The sequence below is a fragment of the Burkholderia plantarii genome (assembly GCF_001411805.1).
GTDB lineage: Bacteria > Pseudomonadota > Gammaproteobacteria > Burkholderiales > Burkholderiaceae > Burkholderia > Burkholderia plantarii.
On the sequence record NZ_CP007213.1, the window covers coordinates 1,966,569 to 1,984,431 of the forward strand.

Sequence of the window (17,863 nt, forward strand, 5' to 3'; positions counted from 1 at the left end):
CCCATGCGCACCATGACCCTGAACCGGAAATTGACCTCGATGATCGCGATCCTCTGGATCGGCCTGCTGCTGATCGCGGGGTTCGGCGCGTGGCACGCGCGCCAGTCGATGATCAGCGAGCGGCACGAGGCGCTCGCGGCGCTCGTCAGCGAAGCCTACGGCGTGGCCGATCACTATTACCAGCTCGCCCAGCAGCACGCGCTGCCCGAGGACGACGCGAAGAAGCGCGCGCTCGAGGCGATCTCGGCGATGCGCTACGGCAGCGACGGCTATCTGTCCGTCAACGATTCGCAGCCCGTGATGATCATGCATCCGATCAAGACGCAGCTGAACGGCACCAATCTCGCGGGCATCGCCGATCCGAACGGCACGCACGTGTTCCTCGAGATCGTCAAGGCCGGCAACCAGGCGGCGCCGGGCGAGGTCGGCTACATCGGCTACCTGTGGCCGAAGCCGGGCGCCGACGCGCCGGTGGAGAAGTCGAGCGTGGTGCGCCGCTTCGCGCCGTGGGACTGGTACATCGTCACCGGCATGTACATGGACGACGTGCGCGCCGCGCTCTACGCGGGCATCCTGACCTGGCTCGGCGTGTCGGGCGCGCTCGGCGTGGTCTCGACGATCCTGATGATGCTGGTGCTGCGCAGCGTGCGGCGCAGCCTCGGCGGCAACCTGGAGGAAGCCGTCGAGACCGCCAGCCGCATCGCGCGCGGCGACCTGACCGTGCACGTCGCGCTGCGCGGCGAGGACCACGGCAGCCTGCTGCACGCGCTGCACACGATGCAGACCGGCCTCATCGAGATGGTCTCGCGCGTGCGCCACGGCACCGAGAACATCAACGTCGGCGCCACCGAGATCGCGGCCGGCAACACCGACCTGTCGCAACGCACCGAGCAGCAGGCCGCGGCGCTGGTGCAGACCGCCTCGAGCATGGACGAGATGACCTCGCACGTGCGGCAGAGCGCGGAGAGTGCCTCGCAGGCCGCGCAACTGGCCGGGCAGGCCGCCAGCGTCGCCACGCGCGGCAGCGACGTGGTGGACGACGTGGTGCGCACCATGGACGCGATCACCGACAGCTCGCGCAAGATCGCCGACATCATCGGCGTGATCGACGGCATCGCGTTCCAGACCAATATCCTGGCGCTGAACGCGGCGGTGGAGGCGGCGCGCGCCGGCGAGCAGGGCCGCGGCTTCGCGGTGGTGGCCAGCGAGGTGCGCTCGCTCGCGCAGCGCTCGGCCAGCGCGGCGAAGGAAATCAAGTCGCTGATCGAGACCTCGACCACCACCGTCGAGCAGGGCGCCTCGCTCGTCACGAACGCCGGATCGACGATGCAGGAGATCGTGCAGTCGGTGAAGCGCGTCAACGAGATCCTCGGCGAGATCAGCCAGGCGGCCGGGGAGCAGAGCACCGGCATCGAGCAGGTCAACCGCGCGGTGGGCGAGATGGATCAGGTGACCCAGCAGAACGCCGCGCTGGTCGAGCAGGCCGCCGCCGCCGCGCATTCGCTGAAGGATCAGGCCGAGAACCTGCGTGAAGCGGTGACGCGTTTCGCGCTGCCGGCGTGACGAACACACGAGGTCGACATGAGGACGATAAAAACCGTGACGACGGTGGGGCGCGCGCCGCGCGCGACGGCCGGGCCGCGCGAGCCGCGCCCGCGCGGCGCGCTCAGTTCGGCGTCAGCACGACGAGGCCGGCGAGCTGCGCCGTGGGCAGCCAGAGCGCCAGCTCGGCCCGGATCTCGCCCTCCGGGCGCCGCGTGCGGCGCGCCGCGGCACGCGCGCAGTCGCTGAGCGTGGCCGCGCGCCGGGCGGCGTGGCGCAGCGCGAAGAACTGCCAGTCGGCGAGCCGCTCCATCGACACGCGAAACTGCTGGCGGCGGATCGCGACGTAATCGCGCCGGTCTTCGGCCGGCTCGTGAGATTCCTGGCCGCGCAGCCAGGGCCGGAAGCCGTCGGCCGCGTGGCGCAGCGCGAGCAGCCGCGTGGTGTCGGGCAGGCTCAGCGCATGGGCGTCGCCGGCCAGCAGCACCAGGTCCCACAGATCGTCGGCCGGCACGGCGGCCGGTGCCTGCCCCTCGCGGCCGCCGGCGCGGCCCGATTCGGCGATCGCGCGCTCCAGCCGCGCCAGATCGAGCGCGAAGGTCTGCGTCGGCGGCCGGCGTGCGCCGTTCGCCGCGCGCCGCTGCGAATGCAGCAGGAACGCCGGGAACCGCGCGCCGAGCGTGTGCAGCGACGGCGAGCGCGACGGATGCCGGTTCAGGTACGAACGCGCGAAGAAGCCGAACAGCTGCGGGCCGAGCATGCGCCGCAGCGCCGGAAACTCGGTTTCGAGGCACGAGATCAGGCGGATCCAGTAGCCGTCCGCGTAGATCGCGAGGCGCCGGCGCGCGTCGACGCCGGCCGGCGTGTCGACCACGGCCGCGAGGTCGAGGCCGTGACGCGCGTCGGCCAGCGCGAGCCCGGGGCCGAGCCCGGCCGGGTGCGTGGTGGCGGCCTGCATCCAGCGCTGCACGGCGGCCAGCGAAAGCTCGCCGCGGCGGGCGGCGTCATCCATCGATGGTCTCCGGCGTGGGCAGGTGCAGCGGGGTGGAGGTGGCCATTTCCCCCTCCCTCTCCCGTTCCATGGCGGCGCCGGCCGCGCTGTCGCCTCCGGCCATCGGCAGCGCCTCACCGCGCGTCACGCGGCGCGCCTTGTCGAGTTCGGCGAGCAGCCCGTCGTAGTCGGGCAGGTTCGCGTCCCATTCGAGCAGCGTGGCCACGCCGCCCGTGAGCTGCTGCGCGAGCGCGTAGAGCGCCCACACGCCTTGCGGCACCGGCTGGTCGTGCGTGTCGATCAGCGTGTCGCCCCAGGCCGTGTGGCCGGCCAGGTGGATCTGCACCACGTGGTCGGGCGGCAGCGCGCGCAGGTAGGCCTGCGCGTCGAAGCGGTGGTTGAACGCGCTGACGTAGACGTTGTTGACGTCGAGCAGCAGGCCGCAGCCGGTGCGCTCGGCGAGCCGCGAGAGGAATTCGCATTCGCTCATCGTCGAGCTGCGGAACTGGATGTAGCTCGACGGATTCTCGAGCACCAGCGGCCGGCCGAGGAACTGCTGGACCGCGTCCACGCGCGCGGCGACGTGCTCGAGCGAGGCCGCGTTGAACGGCAGCGGCAGCAGGTCGTGCGAGTTGTGCGAACCGAGCCCGGTCCAGCACAGATGATCGGATACCCAGACGGCGCGCACGTCCTGCATCAGGTCGCGCAGCTTCGTCAGGTAGGCCAGGTCGAGCGGCGCGTCCGAGCCGATCGACAGCGACACGCCGTGCATCACGATCGGCACGTCGGCGGCCAGCCGGTCGAGCATCGCTCGCTGATACCCGGCGTCCTCGAAATAGTTTTCGGAAATGATCTCGAACCAGTCGACGCGCGCGCCGCCGGCAAGGATGGCCGGCAGGTGCTGCGGGCGCAGCCCCACGCCGAAGCCGAGATTCGGCAGGCCCAGGCGCGGCGCGCGCGCCGGCCCCGGCGCGGCACGGGCCGGGCCGGGGCCGGCGGGCGATGCCGCCGGGCCGATCTCGTCGGGATTGACGGTAACGGACATGTGAACGCTGGATCAGGTCGACGGCGGCAGGGCGATGCGCAGGTCGGTGGCCGGCGGCGGCGTGTCCTGCGGCTTGTAGTTCGGGTCCTGGTGAGCCCGCACCGTCTCGACGGCCTTCCACGCGGTGTCGTAGACGGAGTCGCCGTACCGGATTTGCTGGAGTACCCGATTGCCGTCGGCATCCGTGAGCTCGACCGGATGGCCGTCCGGGTCGAACTTGTAGAGCTGCATCGTCAGCGTTTCGCGCTTCGGATACAGCTGCGAGGCCGAAATCGGCACCGCGCAGCCGCCGTAGCCGCCGCACTTGTTGTCGGCCGGTGCGCTGTACAACGTCGGTGCGCCGCAACCGCCGCCGACCTCGGCACCGGTGAGCTGCACGTTCGACGACGAGCAGTTGCCGCCGCCCTGGGTCGACTGGACGAAGCCGCAGCCACCTTGCGTCGCGCAGAGATTGGAGCCCTTGCAGCTGTGGTAGGTCGCCTGCGCCGCGCAGTCGGCGCCGCCCGAGCCGTCCAGCGACAGCGACTGGCAGGCGTGATTCAGGGCGCGTGCCGCGCCGGCCTGCACCCCCACGGGGGCATCGGTCGCCGCGCGCAGGGTCGGCGTTTCGCCGTAGACCGCCCAGAACAGCGCGATGCGATCGCCCGAGCCCACCATCGACGGGAACGGGAATTCAACCGACGGATCGGACCAGGACTTCGACAGCACCGTCGTGATGCCGGCGAGTGCGCCCTGGGCGACGTTGTCCAGAACCGCGGCCGGCGTGTTCAGCTTCAGCGCGTTCAGCGCGTCGGCCACCTGCTGCGGCTTCGGAATGTTGGCGGGCGCCTTGGACTCGTCGTAGTCGGCGGTCGTCAGCATCTCGGCCGTCCATTTCTTGCCCGCGGCATGCCATTGCCGCCACGTCGTCACGTTGCCGATCCATTGCTCGGCGATCAGGGCGAAGCGGTCGTAGTGCGGAATCTTGCCGTTGTCCACGCGGGCGATCGCGTCGTCGCTGTCGGGCAGTTGCTTGCCGACATCGTCATAGGACGGATAGTCCGTCGCGAGCGCATGCGCATCGGGCTGGAACTGATCGAGCACCACGTTGGCCTCGAGCAGCGCAACGGGGCGGGCGAGCATCACGCCGCGCTGGCGCGCGGTCTCGTGGACCATGGCGAGATACGCCTTGATCGTGGTCTCGCTGATGCCGCCTTCGCCCTGGTCGCAGATCGCCAGGATCATCTCGATGGCCTGGAGTTGCGCCTGCAGCGCGGACGCCGAGCCGATCTGCGACGGCATCTTCGGGTACTCGGCCATCGGGTGCGTGCCCGCCTTGCTGTTGAAGAGGTCGCGCTGGCCGGCGAACATCTTTTCCCAGAGCGTCACGCCGTCCGTGTACTGGATGGTCGTGTACTGGAGCAGGCAGTAGTACATCCAGCTGATCGTGCCGAACATCGGCAGATCGGTTTCGCTGTCGTGCGCCTTCCAGCCGTCGAACGGAACCTCGGGGAAGTACGCGTACTTGCGCTCGCCCTCCGGCTTGAGCTGCCCTTGTGCGAGTTCGTCGTTCTGCTCGATGATCATGAACAGCGCGAGCTGGCTCGGCGTCAGCTCCTTCAGCGTGATGCTCGTCTCCGGCAGCGGCGTGTTCAGGTCCGTCAGGTCGATGATGTGCGGAATGGTGGTCTGGTCCGCGCCGTAGCAGGTCCAGTTGTAGCGCTGGTCCTGCAGCGCCGGACTGTTGAAGTCCGGTGCCAGGCCGAGCGTCGCGCACAGGTTCGACGCCATCTGCAGGTGCAGCATTTCGTCGATGAACACCGAGAAGATCGTGTTGTAGGCCGACTGGTTGGCGATCGCGACGGCATTGTCCCCGGCACTCTTCTGCGGGTCGTTGGCCGGGATGCGGCCAATCGAGCGGCCCGGCCAGACGCGCCCCTTGTAGTAGTCGACATCCTGCGCGTTGATCGCGTGCGTGCCCTGGATCGACTTCATCGCGCTCATGTAGAGCGGGATGGTGAACAGCTCGACGTTCACGGCCGCCTGCAACAGGGCGCGTACCGCGGAAACATCGGACAGGAAGTACTTGAGCTCGCGATTGACGATCTGGGAGGGATTCTCGGGGATTTTCCCGAGCATCGTTGAAGACGTGGTCATATGTGCCTCTGTAGGGATTTTCCACCTCGACCCGAACGGGCATGGCGGCTTGATTTTTTGCATTCCCACGGCGCGGGAGCGATAGCGCCATGGCGGATGCTTTCAATTCGTGTGGCCCCGCGAATTGAAACACCCGGGCGTTACTTCCGTGTTACACCCCATGGCATCGCCTGATTGCGGTTATGCCAATGGCGCGCATCAGACTACCGCAGAAAATAAGCTTCGTGGATAAATTTCTCGCAAGCGTTTGCGAAAGACGTGGGTAATTATTTACCCTGCCGACTATTCATTTGATGCGCCGCCGCATGCTTTCCGGATGTGTCCCGGCGGGCCCGCCGCCCAGGCGGGGAGCGGCCGGAAAGCCGGGACCGTCGGCCCTCGCCGGCGCAGTCCTGCGCTACCGGTCGGCCTCGCCACGCGCCGGCATGCCGCGATTATCCGATACGCCGCAGCCGGAATTGAAGAAATCGTCGCGCCGATTTCTTCAATTCCGGCAGGAAGCCTGCCGATTGCCCCGACATGCGATCCGCATTCGCGCGTGCCAATCATTTTGGCATGTCAACCGGTTGAAAAAATCACGGTTCGATTGCATCCTGATTCACCCGATTTTTGATTTTGCCTTGCACAAAAATTCAATTCGATCGCGCACGGGCATGTGACCTGTGCCATCGCTCGACCGGCAAGGCGCCCCAACCGGACCACCGGGCCAGGCGGCGCGGGTCACGAGCTTGTCATCGCGCGCTGCTGGAATGAGCACGCACCGACGAGGAGCGACCGAAGTCGCTCCTTTTTTCTTTATCCCTGGGAACGACAATGAAAAAGACGTGGATTGCCGTGGCCGCCGCCTGCCTGATCGCCGTCGCCCCCGTGCATGCGCAGAGCTCTCGCACCAACTGGGTGGTGAACCAGATCTACAACGCCAACCATCCGTTCGCGGCCACCGACAGCACCGATCTCGCGACCAAGATGTCGACCATGGCCGCCGATTCGTTCGCGTTTTTCCGCGGCACCGATCACATCTTCTATCAGGATATGCTGACGCTGCCGGCCTCGAACTACACCACCTCGCAGACCGGCTACACCTGGATCGGCGGCGACGCCCACATCGGCAACTTCGGCGCGTGGCAGGACAGCGGCGGCAACACGGTATTCGGCGTCGACGATTTCGACGAAGGCTATCTCGGCCAGTACGTCTGGGACCTGCGGCGCCTGGCGACCAGCATGGTGCTGGTCGGCCGCGCCAACGGCATCGCCGACGGCGACATCACCACCGCCATCAAGACCATGGTCGGCGCCTATGTCGGCGAGATGAGCGACTTCAAGGGCAGCAGCGACGAACTGAGCTTCCAGCTCAAGAACGGCAATACCTCGGGCGTGGTGCAGTCGACGATCGGCGACGCCAAGGACGACAGCCGCTCGGACCTGCTCGCCAAATACACGCGGGTGAGCGGCGGCGCGCGCAGCTTCCAGACCATCGCCGGCAGCCTGGTGCCGGTGGACGGTACGACCTATGCCAATCTCTCGGCGGGGATGAGCAGCTACATCAGCAGCATCGGCTCGTCGAAGCAGTACGCGGCCAGCTACTACAAGGTGAAGGACATTCACCAGAAGATCGGCTCGGGCGTGGGCAGCCTCGGCAAGCTGCGCTACTACATCCTGATCGAGGGGCCGTCGTCGTCCACCTCCGACGACGTGATCCTCGAGGTGAAGCAGGAGACGGCGAGCGCGGTGGCCGTGGCGAGCGGCAACGGGCAGGCGCTCGCCTCGGCCGACGGCAGCAACGACGCCGCGCGCGTGGCGATGACCAACAAGGCGCAGACGCTGAACGCCGACGTGCTGGTGGGCTATGCCACGGTCAACGGCGTGAACTACACCTTCCACGAGAAGTCGCCGTATCAGGAGGACTTCGACTACACGAAGCTGACCAGCGCGGGCAAGCTCGCCACGGCGGCCACCTATCTCGGGCAGGCGCTGGCCTCGGCGCACGCGATCTCCGACCAGGACTACGACAGCGCGATCGTGACCTACAGCATCGACAAGCAGGTGACCGACGCGATCACGAGCACGAGCGGGCTGCAGACCGAGATCTCGAACTTCGCGTTCAGCTACGCGAGGCAGGTGAATCTGGACTGGCAATCGTTCGTCGGCGCGTATCAGGCCGGCACGCCGCTGTATTGATGGCGGCGCGGCGGGGGCAGGGCGCCCCCGCCGGGCGGGGCAGGCCGCGCTGCGCGGGAGGGGGATTCGACGCGATCGTGCCGGCGGCGGCCGGACAACGATCGCGTGCGCGGCGGGCCTGGGCGGCCTGAAGGCCTGGGTGGCCCGGGCCGCGATCGGGAGGTCAGTAGTACAGGTAGACGTTGCCGGGGCTCACGGCCACGCTGTAGTTGCATTGCGGCGAAATCGACGAACTGGCCTTGCCGGCCTGCCAGGGCGGCGACAGCACGTTGCCGTTGGTATCCCATACCGTCACGCCGTAGAACTGCGTCATCGCCTGTGGAGGCAACTGGTTGCAGTTGCTGATGCCGTACACCTCCAGCACGCCGCCGAACACCCACTGCAACTGGCCCTGCGGCGCCGTGTTCAGCGTCACGCTGCGGCCGTTGGTGGTGTCCTGCGTGACGATCGACCACGAACCGCAATCGTAGACGCCCGTGCCGCAGAGCGAATACGTGTCGCCCACGATCTCGTCGCCCGGCGAGACGCTGGCCGGATCGGTGTGGGTGGTCGTGCCGGCCGTGCAGCAGTTCCAGCTCGCGATGGTCCAGGCGTGATCGCCGAAGCCGTTCCAGCCCAGCACCGGCTGCAGGATCGACTGCACGGTGGGCAGCTGCTCGAGCCCGGGGAAGAAGAACACCGTCTGGTTCTCGGCGTCGCCCGGCGTGGACGGCACCTTCCAGCTGGCGCGCAGCCGGCCGACGTTGCTGCCGTTGTTGTAGTTCGCGCTCTCGATCCACCCGGTGTAGGCGGGATTCACCGTGTCGGCGGCTGCGGCCGGCTGCTGGCTCGGCGCGTTCGGCGCGATGCCGTGGCCTTGCCGGTCAAAGTGCGCGCGGCCGCATCTGGCCGCCGCGCGCACGCTGCCGTCGTGCTTGAGGATGCTGCCGTCGGCCCGCAGGCGTTCGTCCGCATGGATGGTCTGCACGCATTCGGGCGCGAAATAGCCGTTGGGCGTGACGACGTAGTCGAGCGGCACGTTCGCGGGGCGCGCGGCCGCGCTCAGTGAAGCGACGCTCGTGAGTTGCGCGGACGGCACCGCGGCATCGACGGCGTGTGCCGGCGCAGCGGCCACCGGAAGCAGACACGCCAGGGCGAGCAGCCAGGCCCGGGCAGGCCGGGCGAGAAACCGACGTTGATTGGAATTCATTGGGCATCCTTTGGGAATGAAGGTTTTTTGAATTGCCGCAACAAGCGAATGAGTCCAGAAATGCGCGAAACGCTTCGGGACTGGACGTCCTGCGCCCCCCTCCGGAGCCCAGGATGGCTCACACATGTACCATGCAATCAGCGCGGCGCGGAATATTATTCCGGAGTGCCCAGTAATTGAGTGAGTGGAATGAATTCGCATCACGATTGCTCAACGGTTCGTGATTATTCGAATCATAATTAATTAAAAAATGTCGGCCGCATCTCATCACCGAGGCAACCCCATGTGTCGCGGCGGCGCGCAATCGGGATCGGACGGGCTCTGGCGGCTGGCACCCGGCAAACCGGCCATGGGCGGCGCATTTGGCATGATTGCGAGCGATCCATGATTTCCTTTCCGGACGCGGCCCGGCCGTGACGCCCGACCGATGAGGCCGGAATGCGTCGACGCGTGACGCGGCCGGCGGTTTGCTGCGCCGCAGAACGAAACCGATCCTCGATTTCGCCAACCCCGAATGCGCCGGGCGGCGCAAACGATTATTTCGGCACGACACATCGTAAAAACCGGCGATATTGTGATTCTTTTTGATGGAAATTTCATGCGGCACCTCATGAAAGCCAGAATGCAATGCACAAATCGACGTAGTTTCGCGTTCCGTTGAAATATCAGGCTTGACGATGTAAATCACGCGTGAAAATATCGCCTCGCATTCCGAGTGCCGAACGGCCGGTGATCTGCCCGGCCGCCAATCGAACCTGACAATCCGAGAAGAGGAGTACCAACATGCCGAACTGGGTCATTACCGAACACAGCAATCCGCAGGACAAGGTGGTCGGCTATCAGAACGTGCTGCAGGCAATGCGGACCTTCGTGCGCACCGGCGGCGCGCTGGCGTGGGACATGATCAACGTCTATCGCGCCCCCATCGTGCCGAACGCGCCGGTCACCACGCTGCACTTCGCCAACAACAATTTCCAGGTCGACCAGATCAACGGCAACGTCATCAACTACAACTATCCGGCCAACATGCCGACGTTCTATGCCAGTACGTTTCCGGACGCGTTTCCCGTCGCCCCGACGGCGGTCGACCAGTCGCAGAAAACCCAGCTGCTGTTCCTGTTCGTCGAGGCCGCGCGCAGCCAGGTGATTCAGGACAAGTTCGAAGCCGCGTTCAAGTCGAGCGGCCAGGTGCCCCTGACCGATCTGGCGGTACTGGCCAAGTGCTACGACCACACCTGCCAGACCGTGGGTATCAACACGGCCCATCCGCAGCGCCCGCTGACCTGCGCCGACTACCGGCGCTACGCGGCCACGCTGCCGGAGCGCACGCCGGACCGCGTCACGATCGAACGCATCTGCCCGTAAGCCGCGACGGGATGGACGAGGGCGGCCGCTACCACTGGTAGGTCAGGCTGCCCGTCACGCTGCGGCGCTGCCCGTAGAAACATCCGCCCGCCGAGAAGCACGACGACACGTAGGTCCGGTCGAACAGGTTGTTGACGTGCGCGGCGGCGCGCCAGCCCTTCAGCGCCGGCCGCCAGGCGCGCAGGTCGTAGCCGAGCGCGAGATCGACGAGCGTCACGGCCGGCACGTCGAACGTGTTCGCCGTATCGCCGGCGCTGCGGCCCACGTAGCGCAGGCCGCCGCCGAGCGTCAGCCCGACCGGCGTCGCGTAGTTCAGCCAGACCGACGCCATCTGGCGCGGCACCGCCGGCAGGCGCTTGCCGACGCTGGCGGCGTTCGAATCCTCGGTGTCGATCGTGTCGAGCCAGGTGTAGGCGACGATCGCGTCGAGCCGGTCCATCAACTTCGCATGGGCCTCGACCTCGATGCCGCGCGAGCGCACCTGGCCCTGCTGGATGTTGCTGAACGGATGGTCGGGGTCCATCACGATCACGTTGCGTTCGTCGATGTCGAAGCCGGCCAGCGTGATCGCGGCGTTCCAGCCCGGCGGCTCGTAGCGCACGCCGATCTCGCTCTGCTTCGCGCGGGTCGGCACGAACGGCTGGCCGCCGAAATCGGTGCCGAGCGTGGGCTGGAACGAGGTGGAGTAGCTCGCGTAGGGCGACAGCCCGTTGTCGAATTCGTAGACGCCGCCGACGCGGCCCGTGAAGGCGCGATTGCTCTGCCGGTTCGCGCTGCCGCCGAGTTCGTCGTCGGTGGTGGTGCGGGTCCAGTCCTGCCGCCCGCCGAGCGTGAACGCCCAGCGCCCCACGCGGATCTGGTCCTGCACGTAGACGCCGAGCCGGTCCTCGCGCTGGCGCGAACGCTGCGCCACGGCGGGCAGCGCGAGCGGCAGGCCGTAGGACGGATTCAGATAGTCGATCGACGGTGCAAGGCCGTAGCCCGACGCGGTGATGTCGGCGTTCTCGTGATCCCAGGCGAGCCCGGCCAGCACCGTATGCCTGAGCGGCCCCGTGCGCAGGCGCGCCTCCACCTGCTGGTCCACCGTCACGCTGTTGACCTGCTCCCGTGACCACGACGCGTCGCGGTTCAGCACGCCGGGCGTCGCGCCGAACGGCGACGAGAAGTCGATGGCCACGCCGCGGAAATCCACGCCGAGATGCGTGTAGCGCACGTTCTGCCGAATCGTCCAGGTGTCGTCGAAACGATGCTCGAACGCGTAGCCGAGCAGGTACTGGCGGCGGTCGTAGCCGTCGAAATCGGGCTCGCCCGGGAAAAAGCGGGTGGGAATCCGGCCCGCCGGCCCCGCCGTCAGGGTGCCCGCGGCCGGCAGCCAGCCCGGGAACGTATTGGCAGGATCGTTCTGGTAGAGGCCGAACGCGGTCAGCTTCGTGCTCGCGTCCGGTTTCCATTGCAGCGTCGGCGCCACCACGATGCGCTGTTCCTTGCCGTGATCGGTCTGCTCGTCGTCGCGGCGCGCCATCGCATTGAGGCGGTACGCCCAGACGCCGTCGTCGGTGAGCGGGCCGCCGAAATCGAGCGAGCCCTGCGCCCGCCCGCGGCTGCCGGTTTCCACGGCGAGCTCGTGATACGGCTTCGCGGTGGGGAGCTTGCTCGTCAGGTTGACGATGCCGCCCGGGCTGGCCTGCCCGTACAGCACCGAGGCCGGGCCATGCAGCACCTCGATGCGCTGCAGCACCGACGGATCGATCACCGGCGCCGCCCAACTGATGCCCATCGGCAGCGGCAGGCCGTCGAGGAACTGCGGGCTCGTGGCCGCCGCCGCAAATCCGCCGAAGCCGCGCAGGAATACGCTCTCCAGCACGCCGCCAATGCGGCTGTCCGCGTAGACGCCGGACGTGTAGCGCAGGCCGTCGCCGACGCTGTGCACGTTCTGCTGATCCATCTGGTCGCGCGTGACCACCGACACCGCCTGCGGAATCTCGCTGATCGGCGTATCCGTTTTGGTGGCCGTGCGCGTGACGTGCGCCACCACGCCGGCCACCGGCGTCACGCCCGTCTCGCGCGCGGCGTTGACGGCGACGGGCGCGAGCACCGTGACGCCGCCGGCATCCGCGCCGGCGGACTGCGCCAGGCAGATCCGGCTGACGCCGACCAGTGCCAGCAGCAGCGGCAATTGTTTCGGCCGGCAACGCAATGCCGGAAGGGCGGCGCCGGCGGAAGCGGGCGACGGATGCAGATGGATGGACATGGACTCTCGCGCGGTAGGCCTGCCGGATCAGACGCGGGAACCGGCGGCCCGTTCTTGGGCCCGCGTCCCAGCCCGCTTCTCACGTATTCCTGTCCGGCATGGATTGTTTGGTAACGAGATTCATTCTCGTTATCGAGCCAGGTGACGTAAATGCCTTCGCGGTTACGGCAGCGGTGCGTGTGGCGCAACGATGATCGGGTTCACGCAACTCGTGGCAGAGGGGGCAACAGCCAAGGGGCTGCCGCTAGAGCCGTTCACCGTCCTTGACCTGCGCCGCACCGGGTCGACGCCGTTGAACGAAATCGGCTTCAATCGCGACTGGATCGAGAAGTGCCTGGCGCACGAGGACGGACGTTCCTCGCGATCGGTCTACGACAAGGCCGAATGCGCGGAGCAATGGCGCCACATGCTGCGAGAGTGGGCCCGCCTGATCGATGCCTGGCGCGACGGGCAGGCCTATCGGATCCAGGATGAGCCGTGACTGACCTGCCTGACGCTCCAGGGCCGGAAAGGGCGCCGTGCATGTTTCATTCCAGACAATGATATGTTCCGGCCAGTTGGATCTCTTTCATCGCGTGGAATATTGAATGGACAGACTGGAAGCAATGTCGATCGTGCTGCTCACGATCGAAAAAGGTAGTCTCACCGCGGCCGCGAAGGCCCTGAACATGCCGCTCCCGACAGTTAGCCGGAAGGTCACGGAACTCGAGGAGTACCTTGGCACGAAGTTGCTGCATCGTTCGACGCGCAAGCTGACCTTGACCGATGCCGGCCGGGCTTACGTCGAGTCGGCCAAACGCGTCATGGAAGACATCGAGGAAATCGAACGAACTGCGGCCGGCGAGTACACCACTCCACGGGGAGAACTGGTTCTCACCGCGCCGGTGCTGTTTGGCCATATGTACATCTTGCCCATTGTCACGGACTTCCTGGCTGCCTATCCCGAGATCAACGTCCGGTTGGTTCTCTCCGATCGGAACCTTCATCTCTACGATGACCACGTTGACATGGCAGTCCGCATCGGCACCTTGCCGGACAGCAACATGATCGCAACCCGTGTTGGCGCGATGGATACACTGGTGTGTGCTTCGCCGGACCTGCTTGCTGCGCACGGCAAGCCAAGACACCCGAGTGACCTGGAAAAGCTTCCGTGCGTTGTCTTCGCTGGCCCTTCCACCGCGACATGGTGGTTTCGGGATCCGGCGACCAAACGTGATTTCAGCGTCAACATCATCCCGCGCCTGTCAGTGACCACCGCCGAGGCCGCGGTACAGGCTGCGCTCCGTCGCACCGGTTTGACGAGGGTGTACCGCTACCACTGCGATGCTGCGCTCCGCACTGGGGAGCTTGTTCACGTCCTTCCGAGGTTCGATGTCGAGTCGATACCCGTCAGTCTCGTGCATGGGGAGCGCGGGCTGTTGCCGCTCAAGATGAGAGTCTTCCTCGACTTCGCGGTCGACCGGTTGCGGTCGGCCATGTCGGAGCTGGGCAAGACCTGACGGGCGTTCGCTCTACCGAATACGCCGCTTTTCCGCCCCCTCGATCCTTTCATTCTACGGAAGGCTGGTTCTTGAAAATAGCCAATTATTATCTTTGACGGAAGTCCCTACTATCTCTCCTACCGAAGCCACGGTGGCTCGGATTCACGGAGAAATCTCATGTCCCGCCTTCCCATCCCCTCGAAAGACGCAGCGCCCGCCAAAGCGCAACCGTTCCTCGCGAACTACGAAAAAGTGCTCGGCGTGATCCCGAACTTCTTCGCGCTGATCTCGCAATCCCCCGACGCACTGAAGGCGATCGCCGACATGCACGGCGCGCTCGGCAAGAGCCTGGGTCACAAGACCCGCGAACGCATCCACGTGATGACCGCCGAAGTGAACGGCTGCAACTACTGCCTGTCCGCGCACACGTATTTCGGCGCGAAGCTGCAAGGTCTGACGCCGGAAGACATGGAACTCAACCGTAGCGGCCATTCGACAGACCCGAAGGCAGACGCCGCGCTGCAGTTCGCCTACAAGATCGCGACGTCGCGCGGTCACATCGAAGACGCGGACGTCGAGGCCGTGCGTGCCGCCGGCTTCAGCGACGAGCAGATCGTCGACATCGTCGCCGAAACCGCGTTTAGCTTCATCACGAACCTGTTCAACAACACGTTCAAGACCGACATCGACGCGACGTTCCCGCCGCTGCAAACCCGGGCTCGCCAGGCCGCCTGAGGTCCGGCCGCATGGCCGATGGATGGTCGCCCCGATCCGGCCACACGCGGCCTGTCGTGCGCGCGTGGTCAGTCGGAACACTTCTTCGATGCAACACGCCGGATTGTCGTGTCTACCGGACGCTTCGATTCGTGAGGGAATCGCCGATGTCTCGCTTGCACATCCCTACGCGCGATGAAGCGCCAGCCGATAGCAAACCGATACTGGACATCGTCTATCAAAAGCTGGGCGTCGTGCCGAATCTTTACCGCCTGATCGGCAGTAGCCCGGCTGCGCTGGCAGCGTTCGCCGCTTTCCAGGACGGTCTGTCGAAGACACTCGATCCCGGAAACCGCGAGCGAATCGCGCTGGTCGTTGCCCAAATCAATGGTTCGGATTACTGCCTGTCCGCCCATGGCTATCTGGCGATCAACTTTGCCAGGTTGTCTCCCGACGAAATTGCGCGCAATCGGGGTGGTGGCGCTAAGGACCCTAAGGCCGCGGCACTGGTGAAATTCGCCGCGCGAGTCGCCGAGCAGCGCGGCCATATTGTCGATGCCGATGTCTTGGCGGTGAGGCAGGCAGGTTTCAACGACGCGCAGATTGTCGAGATCGTTGCGCAGGTGGCCGTGAACGTTTTCACGAACTACCTGAACGAAGTGGCCAGAACCCGTATCGACTTTCCAGTCGCGCCGAGCCTGGCACCCCGAGCGCAAGCAACAGCGGCTGGATGAGTGATGGACCATCCACACTTTATCGATCCCCGCGTGGCGAAGGGGCGAGCACGAATTATCTCGGAGGCGACCTCGCAGTTCACGTTCCTCCGGGTATTCGACGGCACGATCAAGCGCATCTCGAAGCAGTGGCAACCGGGAATGAGCGGCAGAAAAGCCTTCCGCTACATGGAGCGCGTTCTGAAGCCCGAACTCGACAGGCACCTCATCCCGTTTCCGCTGATACGTCTTGGCGAAATGACCCTGTACTGCGGGCTGTTCGAGCAGCGCGGTGCTACCGGCGGGCTGGATTTTTTCTTCTTCGTCTGTTCGTCGGCTGTTCGGCCGGAAGACGGTCTGATGTACCGGATCGAGGTGAGCCAGCATGCAATGCAACGGATCATCGAGCGGACGGGCCGCACCGGCGAGGACGAGATTCGCGCGCGCCTCTATACCGCCATGGCGAATATCTACTGGTTGCAGCCATGGATCTATCGGGACAAATGGCTGCAGTTGGGGCTGGTGTGTGAGGAGGGTGTGTTCGTCGGTGAAGTGCAAGATGACTGCTACAGCATCAGGACTTTCATCCCGGCGATCGACAACGGCAGACCGTCACGATGGCGCGATTTGCATGCCGATCTGTGGCCCCGGATCCAGCGACGCCTTCCCCTCGACAAGACGTACGAAGCGGATCAAGGCGCGATTGGCGACTGGTACTTCTTTGCGGATGGGCTGACCCGGCGTCACGCCTTTCTGCTGAGGCCCTATGTGCCCGGACACGATTATCTCGCCGCAGCATGGGCGAGTCGCCCGGTTTGATCTGGAAAATATTCAAGGGATCACTATCAACGACTACCGTAAGTGTGGGGCCGATACCGTCTTGACGGCGTGAGTTACCGGTTTCCCCAACGATTGGACGCCATGCGCAGCAGCGTGGCATTGGCCGCACGCAGATCGAACCGATCGGCATCGAAGCCGGGGCCAACCCGGTTTCGGTAATGTTCTGCCTCTTCGCTATTCGGATCGTTGGATAGCGTGTTCAGGAACGCGTCGTAGCCAGGCGGGCCGCCCACGTCTTCTGGCGGGCACGCGCGAGCACCATCGATGATGCCGCTTCAGGGCGAAGTGCCGGCCGGTGGCGCAGCGTGGTCCGCACCGCCGGTACCGTTGTGCTTGCCGCCGAACCCGCCCTACGCGGAAGTATGGCGCTGTAGTTGCCGTGGCGCCTTCCGATGGCCGGTCGCTCACGCTTGCCCGCCTGCGCCTCGCCTCGGATTCCCCATTCAGAGGCAGCGGGATATCGTCGTGCCGTGAATGGCGAGGCTCACTCGAAACGATAGAGCTTTTCGGGGTTCGTCACGAACGCCATTTCCTGCCGATCGGCGCGCCCGAGCCACCCGGCGATGACATCGACCAGGTTCGCATCGTCGGGTTTTGTGCCTTTCTCGGTCGGATGCGGCCAGTCGGTGCCCCACAACATTCGTTCCGGCGCCATATCGATAAAAGCCTTCGCCACGGCCGCGACATCGCCGAACAAGGGCGCGCCACTTTTCGTATCGACGTACGGCCCGGACAGCGTAATCCATGTATTGCCCTTGTCGACCAGCCTCCGCGCCACGCGAAAGCCCTCCGATGCCATGCCGTCCGGCTGCGGAACATGCGCGATGTGATCGAGTACGAGCGGGCACGGCAGGGCCGTCAAATGAGATTCGATTTCCGGAAGACGCTTGCCCTGGATCACCAGCTCGACATGCCAGCCCAGCGGTGTGATGCGCTTGGCGAGTGGCGCGAGCATGTCGAGCGTGGTCGCGCCCGGATAGCTCAGATTGAAGCGGATCGCGCGAATGCCGCCCGCATCCAGCGTGTGCAACGCCCCGTCGGTGATCGATGTGTCGATGACGGCGACACCGCGTGCGTTCTTGCCGAACTGCGCTATCGCGTCGAGCGTCACACGATTGTCGGTGCCGTAGGTCGATGGCGTGACGACGACGTTGCGCTGCACACCCAGGCGTTTCTGCACATGGCGATATTGCTCGATGGACGCGTTCGGCGGACGCAGCGTCGTGCCGGGTACCGCCGGAAAGCGATCGTCGTAGATGTGCATATGGCAGTCGATCGCTCCCGCAGGCAGCGTGAATGCCGGTGGCGTGCTTCCACTGGTCCAGTCCTGCTGCGCTTGGGCGAGCGAGGGCAGGGCGGCTGCCGCCAGCAAGCTACTCGCGCCACACATGAATTCACGTCGATTCATTCGCGACATG

14 protein-coding genes and 2 pseudogenes are annotated in these 17,863 nt (G+C 65.7%); 8 read left to right on the top strand and 8 right to left on the bottom strand.

The window, feature by feature from the left end; translation table 11 throughout:
* Positions 1-3 precede the first annotated feature (3 nt).
* Positions 4-1,563, top strand: a complete 1,560-nt coding sequence (locus bpln_RS25495; protein WP_055140369.1) for a methyl-accepting chemotaxis protein — start codon at positions 4-6, stop codon at positions 1,561-1,563.
* A 103-nt stretch (positions 1,564-1,666) separates the two neighbouring features.
* On the opposite strand, the gene bpln_RS25500 is transcribed toward bpln_RS25495, so the two are convergent.
* The 3 genes from bpln_RS25500 to bpln_RS25510 are packed head-to-tail and all read right to left on the bottom strand — an operon-like array spanning position 1,667 to position 5,714.
* Positions 1,667-2,554, bottom strand: a complete 888-nt coding sequence (locus tag bpln_RS25500) for an HvfC/BufC N-terminal domain-containing protein (RefSeq protein WP_082465436.1) — start codon at positions 2,552-2,554, stop codon at positions 1,667-1,669.
* On the bottom strand, positions 2,547-3,578 hold the full coding sequence (gene bufB, locus bpln_RS25505) for an MNIO family bufferin maturase (RefSeq protein ID WP_042627976.1): 1,032 nt from the start codon (positions 3,576-3,578) through the stop codon (positions 2,547-2,549). Before bufB ends, bpln_RS25500 begins: the two co-directional genes overlap by 8 nt.
* A gap of 12 nt (positions 3,579-3,590) precedes the next feature.
* On the bottom strand, positions 3,591-5,714 hold the full coding sequence (locus bpln_RS25510; protein WP_055140370.1) for a ferritin-like domain-containing protein: 2,124 nt from the start codon (positions 5,712-5,714) through the stop codon (positions 3,591-3,593).
* Positions 5,715-6,527: 813 nt separating this feature from the next.
* Here bpln_RS25510 and bpln_RS25515 point away from each other — a divergent pair.
* Positions 6,528-7,892, top strand: coding sequence for a DUF2252 domain-containing protein (locus tag bpln_RS25515; RefSeq protein ID WP_244132034.1), 1,365 nt, complete (start codon positions 6,528-6,530; stop codon positions 7,890-7,892).
* 163 nt (positions 7,893-8,055) lie between these two features.
* Here the strand turns inward: bpln_RS25515 and bpln_RS25520 are convergent, their stop codons facing one another.
* Entirely contained in the window at positions 8,056-9,081 is a 1,026-nt protein-coding gene (locus bpln_RS25520; protein WP_042627978.1) for a hypothetical protein, read from the bottom strand.
* 118 nt (positions 9,082-9,199) lie between these two features.
* Positions 9,200-9,769, bottom strand: a complete 570-nt coding sequence (locus bpln_RS36160) for a hypothetical protein (protein WP_148654179.1) — start codon at positions 9,767-9,769, stop codon at positions 9,200-9,202.
* A 95-nt stretch (positions 9,770-9,864) separates the two neighbouring features.
* On the opposite strand from bpln_RS36160, the gene bpln_RS25525 reads away from it, so the two are divergent.
* Positions 9,865-10,446 (top strand): hypothetical protein, encoded by a 582-nt coding sequence (locus bpln_RS25525; RefSeq protein WP_042627979.1) that lies wholly within the window; start codon positions 9,865-9,867, stop codon positions 10,444-10,446.
* A 28-nt stretch (positions 10,447-10,474) separates the two neighbouring features.
* On the opposite strand, the gene bpln_RS25530 is transcribed toward bpln_RS25525, so the two are convergent.
* Positions 10,475-12,697 (bottom strand): TonB-dependent siderophore receptor, encoded by a 2,223-nt coding sequence (locus bpln_RS25530; protein ID WP_082465437.1) that lies wholly within the window; start codon positions 12,695-12,697, stop codon positions 10,475-10,477.
* Positions 12,698-12,899: 202 nt separating this feature from the next.
* Between bpln_RS25530 and bpln_RS34500 the strand changes: the two are divergent.
* The 5 genes and pseudogenes from bpln_RS34500 to bpln_RS25555 form a co-directional block, all read left to right on the top strand.
* Positions 12,900-13,178, top strand: a pseudogene (locus bpln_RS34500) (tyrosine-type recombinase/integrase); the annotation flags it as partial.
* 106 nt (positions 13,179-13,284) lie between these two features.
* Positions 13,285-14,196: a LysR family transcriptional regulator gene (locus tag bpln_RS25540; protein WP_042627982.1), complete on the top strand. Its 912-nt coding sequence runs from the start codon at positions 13,285-13,287 to the stop codon at positions 14,194-14,196.
* A 159-nt stretch (positions 14,197-14,355) separates the two neighbouring features.
* Positions 14,356-14,913: a carboxymuconolactone decarboxylase family protein gene (locus tag bpln_RS25545; RefSeq protein ID WP_055140373.1), complete on the top strand. Its 558-nt coding sequence runs from the start codon at positions 14,356-14,358 to the stop codon at positions 14,911-14,913.
* 146 nt (positions 14,914-15,059) lie between these two features.
* A complete protein-coding gene (locus bpln_RS25550; protein WP_055140374.1) occupies positions 15,060-15,626 on the top strand; it encodes a carboxymuconolactone decarboxylase family protein in 567 nt (188 codons plus the stop codon).
* A gap of 3 nt (positions 15,627-15,629) precedes the next feature.
* The gene (locus tag bpln_RS25555) at positions 15,630-16,424 is read left to right on the top strand and encodes a hypothetical protein (protein ID WP_148654180.1); all 795 of its coding nucleotides are present in this window, start codon (positions 15,630-15,632) and stop codon (positions 16,422-16,424) included.
* A 74-nt stretch (positions 16,425-16,498) separates the two neighbouring features.
* On the opposite strand, the pseudogene bpln_RS34505 reads toward bpln_RS25555, so the two are convergent.
* Both bpln_RS34505 and bpln_RS25560 read right to left on the bottom strand, forming a co-directional pair.
* A pseudogene (locus bpln_RS34505) lies at positions 16,499-16,714 on the bottom strand (IS1096 element passenger TnpR family protein); the annotation flags it as partial.
* Positions 16,715-16,929: 215 nt separating this feature from the next.
* Positions 16,930-17,862 carry an amidohydrolase family protein gene (locus bpln_RS25560; protein WP_055140376.1) on the bottom strand — a complete coding sequence of 311 codons (933 nt, stop codon included), beginning with the start codon at positions 17,860-17,862 and terminating at the stop codon, positions 16,930-16,932.
* Position 17,863: the final 1 nt, after the last annotated feature.